Raw genomic sequence first — 5,732 nt, forward strand, 5'->3', positions numbered from 1 at the left:
GAGATTGCCACGCCCCCTGCGGGGGCTCGCAATGACGATAAATAATAGTTTTTACTGTGTTTTTTATTCGTCATTGCGAGGAGCGATAGCGACGTGGCAATCTCAGCCTTTAAAAATAATTAACGTAGTTATGCATATCGCTATAAGAGTTTTTTTATTGTGAAAATTCAAAATATCGAATTATGCAACGGTCTCAACTTACGATTCCTTGAGAGGAGAAAATCTCCAAAACACTTACCACAAACCTAAGCTTGCGTTAAAAAAAAAGAATAAAAGAAATATCAAGCAAAATATTTCTCAAATCATAACAATTATTCTGATAATTTTGCTGACCATCTTTATGTTAATTGCCATGATAGTATAAAATAGGTGTTAGGTTTTGTATAAAAACCTATATTAATGTGACCACAGCGTCAATGAGGTGACAAATGTGTTCGGGAAGTGTAAAATAGCACCTATGGATATTAAAGTGAGAAACATTGCTTTTGATGTAACACCTGCAAGGTATATAACTGCTATAATAACGGAAAAGGGAGTTTTTAAACCCGGGGATATACATCATCTGGCGGATGCCGGTTTTGATTACGAAAAGATAAGGATAAAGAAACCTTGAAAGGCGATAAATTATTGGATGCTCATAATGTATTTGACAGATATGAAAAAGATTTAAAACAAGTTGAGAGTAATCTTACTGATATTTTTAAAAGTGATGCCGTTTTAATTCCTGTCATAGGGCAGCATATAATTGGTGGTGGCGGGAAACGCTTAAGACCGCTGTTTTTGATATTAGCTGCAGCCATTACCGGATACATTGGTGATAAGGGCTACATATTTGCCAGCGTAATAGAGGCAATTCATACGGCCTCACTACTGCATGACGATGTGGTGGATGGCGCTGCCGTGCGGCGCGGCAAGACCACTTCACACTCTATATGGGGAAATCATGTCGTGATTTTGGTTGGTGATTATCTCTATGCCAACTCCCTTAGAATAGCAGTTGAACAGCATGATCCGCATATAGTTGAGGCAATAGCTCAGGCTGCTACAAAAATGACTGAGGGTGAAATCCTGCAGTTGCAAAAAATAGCTGACCCATCTGTCACTGAACAGGATTACATTAACATAGTGGAAAGGAAGACCGGTTCGCTGTTTTCAGCATCGTGCCGGATTGGGGCGCTGCTTGGCGGCTCATCCGTGGAGAAAGTGGAAGCTCTTACTTCTTTTGGCCTTAAGTGCGGGATAGTGTTTCAGATGTGTGACGATATTTTGGACTTTCAGGCCGATGAAAGTCTTTTAGGAAAGCGGCTTGGAAAGGATCTTATAGAAGGGAAAATCACGCTCCCTTTGATATATCTTCTAAAATATGCTGCAGAAGCTGAGAGGAATGAAGTAACAGACATAATAAAATCCATAGACGAGGGCAAAACAGAAGATGCCGTTGCAGGAGATATGAAAAGAATCATTTCACTGTTAAAGAGTTATGACATAATCGAAAAAACATACAAAAGAGCTGAGGAAATCGTGTGTGAGGCTAAGGCCGGGCTTAATTTGTTCGATGATTCAGATGAAAAAGAAGCTCTTATGTTAATTGCCGATTATGCTATGAAGAGGGCAACCTAAGGTGCATGCGCTTGTAAAGTTAGCTAAAAACGCTATTTCTGAATACATTAAAAATAAAATTGTAATATCGCCTCCTGAGGATATGGCTCCTGAGATGAGAGGACGGGCAGGGGTTTTTGTATCACTGAAGAAGGGCGGGCAGTTAAGAGGCTGTATAGGAACGTTTTCCCCGATTCGTGAGAACGTTGCAATGGAAATAATCCGAAATGCCTTATCAGCAGCCACAGAGGATCCACGTTTCAGTCCGGTGCGCTCCGATGAACTGGAGGAAATAAAGTATTCAGTTGATGTTCTTACCGCTCCTGAGAAGGTAAATGACATCTCAGAGCTAAACCCTGCAAAATACGGCGTTATTGTAGGATATGGCAACAGACGAGGGTTGCTCTTACCAGACCTTGAGGGTGTTGACACAGTGGATGAGCAACTGAGGATTACCAAAATGAAGGCCGGAATTGATCCGCTTGAAACAGACGTGGAAATCTATAAGTTTGAAGTCAGGAGATATTTTTGACGGATAAGACTAAGCTTGAACTTGAACTTGAACAACTGGAGACGGGAGAGCAGTCGGCAGTAAAAAAAGATGTCAAATTTTTTGTTTTTTTGTTTTTTTTTATATTCTTTATAATTTCAGAATGGTATTTTTATTATGATTTACGGTTGAGACTGGATAGTCTTAAGAAGGATGTTGATACGGTATCAGAGCGAACTGAATCCTTCCGGGCAGTAGTAGAGAAATTATCCGAAATTAAGCAACAGGCAGCTCAACAAGAGGCTCCGCCTCCACAGCAGGAATTCAAGTTACCACAGCAAGAATTTAAGTTACCGCAACAAGAGTTCAAGTTGCCACAGCAGGAGGTTCCTCTGCCCCAGCAAGAGGTTAAACCTCCGCAACAATGAGTATATTTGAGATATTGATGCTAATCTGTTTTGGCGCAGCGTGGCCGTGTTCAATTTATAAATCATGCAAAGCAGGCAAAAATGACGGTAAAAGTATCCACTTTTTGGTTATCGTTTTGTTAGGATACATTTCCGGGTTTATTCATAAACTTCTCTATAACTTTGACTATGTTATTTACTTATACGTTTTAAATGGCACTATGGTATTGATTGATATTTTGCTATACGTCAAAAATGCCGGCAAAAAAAGCGCTGCCCCTGTAGTTTAGCAGTCCTGATGATAATATCAGCAAGCAGACGGACGGATATTCCGGCTTTTTATGCTGACTGGTTCATGCGCAGAATCAGAGCTGGTTACCTTTTTGTTCAAAACCCCTACAATGCGCATAAGCACTCCAAAGTTGATCTTTCGACAGATGCAGTGGATGCAATTGTGTTTTGGACAAAGAATCCGCAACCGTTAATGAAACATCTGGATGAACTTTCGGAGTCAGGATATAAATACTATTTCCAATTCACATTAACCGGATACCCGCCTCTGATTGAACCCTCAGTGCCGCCATTTGATGAGATAATTTCCACTTTTGAAGCGCTAAGTTCTAAGATTGGAGCGGATAAAGTTATCTGGCGGTTTGATCCAATCATAATTTCTGATATTACGGCTGAGGAGTATATTATTGGAAATTTTAAGAACATTGCTGAACTTCTGAGGGATCATACAAAGAGAGTGGTTATAAGTTTTGTTGATTTCTATAAAAAGGTAATACGGAATCTGGACACTCTTACAAAGACGACGCATATCAATTTTTATGACATCAATCCTGATACGGAGCGTATTAACCGCATATCAAACTTGCTGTCGCAGATTGCGCAAGATAACTCAATGCAGATATACAGTTGTTCGGAGCAACATGATCTTTTGGAGTTTGGCATACAGCGTGGTAAATGTATAGACGATGATTTGCTAAAGCTGCTTTTTGGATTTGCTAAAAATGTATCTAAGGATAAAAATCAGAGAGAGCGATGCGGCTGTGTGGTAAGTCAGGACATTGGGCACTATGACAGTTGTGTTCATGGTTGTGTGTATTGTTACGCTAACTCAGATAAAGCTGCAGCACAAAAAAACAACAAGCAGCATGACCCCGAAAGCCCGTTTCTGATAGTTGGACTTAAACTCTGACAAAAAAGCTGTCTCTGTTCATTACACAAAACCATTATTATTAAATATAATCAAAGTTCCCAGGGGTTTTCTTGTTCGCATATAGGACATCTTCCTTTAGCTTTAAAACATTTGTCATGATATTGTGTGTTTCTTCCCGCTTTTAAACATCCAAAACATGTTTTTGCTCTTCCATAAACAGGAACAAACTTTACCAGGTTTTTTTCACAAACTGGGCATATTAGATCAGCATAAGATGTGGACATAATAAAAAGTTGAATTAGTGTCCCTGCCCAGGGAAAGAACATAAAACCGATAACAATTTTAGCTAATACGTTCTGACTATGAAATACTTTAATTGGGTTAAAAGAACCTGCTAAAAGATGAGACAATACTACTATTAGTATACCCCATACTATGAAATATATAAAATACGCTTTCTTACTGAACATTCTTATCCTCCTCGTGTAATATTTTTTTTTCAATTCCTAAGTTTTTTTGGATACGCTCAAGTTTGGAAAAATCTGTTTCTTTAGTTTTTGAGGTATTTCCAGATTGTTGATTAAACATACTCTGCTTCATTTCTTTCAGTTCTGCCTGGATATTGCTTGTTAAATTTAACATTTCTGAACGAAAAACCTGCATCAAGTGCACCATTGACATTTTATCCTTGTCACCAGGATTTGAACTTTTACTAAGCATAGCGATATCTAAGGAAAAAGATACAGGAGAATCAACTTTGTCAGGATTTTGCTCAATAAATCGTATTTGTGCTTCTAAATCTTTTTTGGCTTTATCGACACTCTCTAAATCCTTAGAATTATAGTAAATTGTCCTTATCGCCTGAATATCAAACGGAATTTTTTGACCAACTTCTATTAGTTGAACATAAGGTTTTTTTATTACATGTCTTATTGCTAATTCATAATAGACATTTGGGTTATGATCAGAAAGATCAGCGATTAAAATTGAATCATTAAGCAGGTGAGTAATAATTTGGGTTGTTATCAATCCGGGTTGCGGTAACTCATCGGCTCGCACAGCACAATACCCACATTTATCGGTAACAGGTTTGATAATAAATTTTAGAACCTTATCAGACCTGTCTCTAACAGGTGATTCAGGTTCTCCGATAGGGGCGATAATAAAACATATTTTATCTTCAATTTTCATAATATTCTCTCCTATACTTTTCTCAAAGAAGGCTAAAATCACGAATTAGTTTTTTTTAATCGCTCCATCCATTTCCTAATTCTCCACAACATTTCTCTGCCTTTTGCAGTATGTAACATTTCTACTATATGTTTTGCCCCATTTTGCTTAATTTTATTTAAATCTTTATTCATACTCCAGGATAGCGCCAGCATTATAATAGAAATTATCAGGCCGATTATCCCAATCCCAATAAAAATATTAAAAACATTTGCTGGAATCAAAGGAAAAACACTTTCTTGCTTCAAAGTAGAAACATTGTTTCTCACATATAAGTTCTTAGCTATAATTGCACCAATAAGTATAAAAGAAAACATTAGAACTAATAATTTTTTTATCCTGAAAAACCTAAAAAACCTGGAAAATTGACTGAAGTTATGGCTAAGATGTTTTAATTCATCATCTAAAACTACACTTTGATCAGGCACAAGAGGAGGGTAGGTTTTATGAAATAATTTTGAAACTATGTCGTGTATATAACTTTCAAACAAAACTAACCTTATACGATCAATATTTTCCAGTCCTTCTGATATATCAACAACTTCTAATGTGAAAGGAATAACTGTAAATATGCCATGACCTTCTCTTACAGAGCCTCTAACCTTGTTTAAAATAACCGCCATCTTAGAAGAGTTGAATCCTTCAAAGAATTCACGAATTTTATATGAGTAGTTAGCAAGTGCCTCATAAGATATAGGCTCATTTTGACCTATTATGAAGAGAGTGTTCAAAAAACTGTGTCATGAAGTCTAATTAGAGAGCATTTTTTGGAAAGTATATTTTCAGAAACTGCCTAACTGAATTATATTATCAGTTATAACAAAAAGGAGGCATGACACAATGA

Annotated in this window: 9 protein-coding genes; 6 read left to right on the forward strand and 3 right to left on the reverse strand. The window is 37.2% G+C overall.

Annotated elements, in window-relative coordinates; translation table 11 throughout:
- Positions 1-421: 421 nt before the first annotated feature.
- The 6 genes from HQK88_17015 to HQK88_17040 are packed head-to-tail and all read left to right on the forward strand — an operon-like array spanning position 422 to position 3,697.
- Positions 422-613: a hypothetical protein gene (locus HQK88_17015; GenBank protein MBF0618502.1), complete on the forward strand. Its 192-nt coding sequence runs from the start codon at positions 422-424 to the stop codon at positions 611-613.
- Complete coding sequence (locus HQK88_17020) at positions 610-1,620, forward strand: polyprenyl synthetase family protein (GenBank protein ID MBF0618503.1); 1,011 nt, start codon at positions 610-612, stop codon at positions 1,618-1,620. The genes HQK88_17015 and HQK88_17020 overlap by 4 nt, the downstream gene beginning before the upstream one ends.
- 1 nt (position 1,621) lies before the next feature.
- The gene (gene amrA / locus HQK88_17025) at positions 1,622-2,131 is read left to right on the forward strand and encodes an AmmeMemoRadiSam system protein A (GenBank protein ID MBF0618504.1); all 510 of its coding nucleotides are present in this window, start codon (positions 1,622-1,624) and stop codon (positions 2,129-2,131) included.
- Positions 2,128-2,517, forward strand: a complete 390-nt coding sequence (locus HQK88_17030) for a hypothetical protein (GenBank protein MBF0618505.1) — start codon at positions 2,128-2,130, stop codon at positions 2,515-2,517. The genes amrA and HQK88_17030 overlap by 4 nt, the downstream gene beginning before the upstream one ends.
- On the forward strand, positions 2,514-2,786 hold the full coding sequence (locus HQK88_17035) for a hypothetical protein (protein ID MBF0618506.1): 273 nt from the start codon (positions 2,514-2,516) through the stop codon (positions 2,784-2,786). Before HQK88_17030 ends, HQK88_17035 begins: the two co-directional genes overlap by 4 nt.
- An 8-nt stretch (positions 2,787-2,794) precedes the next feature.
- Positions 2,795-3,697, forward strand: coding sequence for a DUF1848 domain-containing protein (locus HQK88_17040; GenBank protein MBF0618507.1), 903 nt, complete (start codon positions 2,795-2,797; stop codon positions 3,695-3,697).
- A gap of 50 nt (positions 3,698-3,747) precedes the next feature.
- On the opposite strand, the gene HQK88_17045 is transcribed toward HQK88_17040, so the two are convergent.
- Genes HQK88_17045 through HQK88_17055 form a run of 3 tightly spaced genes read right to left on the reverse strand, consistent with a single transcriptional unit; the run spans position 3,748 to position 5,511 of the window.
- Positions 3,748-4,128: a hypothetical protein gene (locus HQK88_17045; protein ID MBF0618508.1), complete on the reverse strand. Its 381-nt coding sequence runs from the start codon at positions 4,126-4,128 to the stop codon at positions 3,748-3,750.
- Positions 4,118-4,849 carry a hypothetical protein gene (locus HQK88_17050; GenBank protein ID MBF0618509.1) on the reverse strand — a complete coding sequence of 244 codons (732 nt, stop codon included), beginning with the start codon at positions 4,847-4,849 and terminating at the stop codon, positions 4,118-4,120. The genes HQK88_17045 and HQK88_17050 overlap by 11 nt, the downstream gene beginning before the upstream one ends.
- A 38-nt stretch (positions 4,850-4,887) precedes the next feature.
- Positions 4,888-5,511 carry a hypothetical protein gene (locus HQK88_17055; protein MBF0618510.1) on the reverse strand — a complete coding sequence of 208 codons (624 nt, stop codon included), beginning with the start codon at positions 5,509-5,511 and terminating at the stop codon, positions 4,888-4,890.
- Between the last annotated feature and the right edge of the window lie 221 nt (positions 5,512-5,732).

The organism is Nitrospirota bacterium (assembly GCA_015233895.1).
Taxonomy (GTDB): Bacteria; Nitrospirota; Thermodesulfovibrionia; order Thermodesulfovibrionales; family Magnetobacteriaceae; genus Magnetomonas.

Excerpts from the sequence above, each read along its gene's own strand:
- HQK88_17035 (MBF0618506.1), top strand. The coding sequence starts at position 2,514 with ATGAGTATATTTGAGATATTGATGCTAATCTGTTTTGGCGCAGCGTGG.
- HQK88_17040 (MBF0618507.1), top strand. The coding sequence starts at position 2,795 with ATGATAATATCAGCAAGCAGACGGACGGATATTCCGGCTTTTTATGCT.
- HQK88_17045 (MBF0618508.1), bottom strand. The coding sequence starts at position 4,128 with ATGTTCAGTAAGAAAGCGTATTTTATATATTTCATAGTATGGGGTATA.
- HQK88_17050 (MBF0618509.1), bottom strand. The coding sequence starts at position 4,849 with ATGAAAATTGAAGATAAAATATGTTTTATTATCGCCCCTATCGGAGAA.
- HQK88_17055 (MBF0618510.1), bottom strand. The coding sequence starts at position 5,511 with ATGGCGGTTATTTTAAACAAGGTTAGAGGCTCTGTAAGAGAAGGTCAT.